This window comes from Sphingomonas parva (ex Maeng et al. 2020) (assembly GCF_004564275.1).
GTDB classification, from domain to species: domain Bacteria; phylum Pseudomonadota; class Alphaproteobacteria; order Sphingomonadales; family Sphingomonadaceae; genus Allosphingosinicella; species Allosphingosinicella parva.
In genome coordinates this window covers 1-1472 of record NZ_SPDV01000108.1, presented here as the reverse complement: position 1 = coordinate 1472, position 1472 = coordinate 1, and the positions used below count along the sequence as shown (strand labels likewise).

Here is a 1472-nt window from a genome sequence, read left to right as displayed (position 1 = left end):
GGCAACGCCCAGCTCGGCACGCTCACCGCCGGCACCGGCGCCGGCGTGCTCGCCGGCAACCAGATTTCTGTCACCGCCGACGCGGTCGACCTGACCGGCGGCACTGCCGCCAACGGCAATTTCCGGGTCGAGGCGACCGCCGGATCGATTGCGAGCGGGGACATCACCGCCACGCTCGGCAATATCGTGCTCGACGCCCAGCCGGGCGGCGGCGTCACCGCCGGCACCCTCACCGGCCGCACCGGAGTCCAGGTGCTCGGCCAGACCGACGTCCGCCTCGCCTCCGCCACCTCCGCCGCCGGCGCGATCCTGGTCGATGCGACCACCGGCGATGTCTCCGGACTGCTGCTCGGCTCCCCCGCCAGCGACGGGCGGCTGCTTCCGGCCTATGGCCGGACCGACCTGACCGCGAGCGGCGCCGACCAGACGATCACCGTCACCGCCGGCGGCAACGCCCAGCTCGGCACGCTCACCGCCGGAACCGGAGCCAGCCTGCTCGCGGCCGACCAGATCAGCGTCTCGGCCGATGCGGTCGACATGCTCGACGGAAGCGCCGCCAACGGAGACATCCGCGTCCTCGCGACCAGCGGCACGCTCCGGACGCGGGACGTCTCGGTCCTCGGGACAGGCCGGGTGCTTCGCCTCGGCGCCAGTGGCTCCATCGTCACGGGCACGCTGCGGAGCAATGGCGGCGACATGCTGCTGAGCGCGTCGGGGGACGTGACCGTGGGCGGCGCCTCGACCGCCCTCGGCGGCACGCCTGCGACGGGGACGATCGCGATCCTGGCCGGCAATTCGGCGTCGACGGGTGCCGTCACCGCCGGCACGCTCTCGGCGGGCGAGGACATTGCGATCTCCGCCGGCGCGGCGGTCAGCCTGACCTCGCTGACCGCGGGCGACGACATCGACGTCGACACTAACGGGGTCGTGACCTTCAACGCGGCCGTATCGACCGGAACGGGCGCAGACACGCGCGCCGTGACGTTCGCGCGGGCCTCGGCCGGCAGCACGTCCGCGATCGGCTTCGCGGGCCCTGCCGGGCAGGCCGGCCACAACATCAATATTCGCGCCGCCTCGCTCGGCAGCGTGCTCCCGATCACCGGCGACGTGGACGATGGCCTGGTCCTTGGTACGCTCGACACGAACACGGCCTTCCTCACCGCCGATGCCGGCGACATCCGCGCCGACCTGGTCGATGCGTCGGGGAATGTCGCGATCACCGCCCTCGCCGGTTCGCTCAGCGGCCGGATTCCCGGATTCGACGACGGCACCGGCGGCGCGACGATCAGCGCGCCGGGGACGGTCCGCCTCGACGTGACCGGCAGCGCGACCCTCGGCTCGGTCAACGCCGGCACGCTCACCAACGAGAGCCTGGCGACGCCCGACAGCATCCGCATCCGCAACGTCACCGCAGGAACGCTGACCCTGACGTCGGTCAGCCGCCTGCAGATCGGCACCGGCAACGTCACCGG

Annotated in this window: 1 protein-coding gene; it reads left to right on the top strand. The window is 72.8% G+C overall.

Annotated elements, in window-relative coordinates; all coding sequences use genetic code 11:
* Positions 1 to 1472: beta strand repeat-containing protein (locus E2493_RS21535; RefSeq protein WP_167737682.1), on the top strand; the 1472-nt coding region annotated here is incomplete at both ends.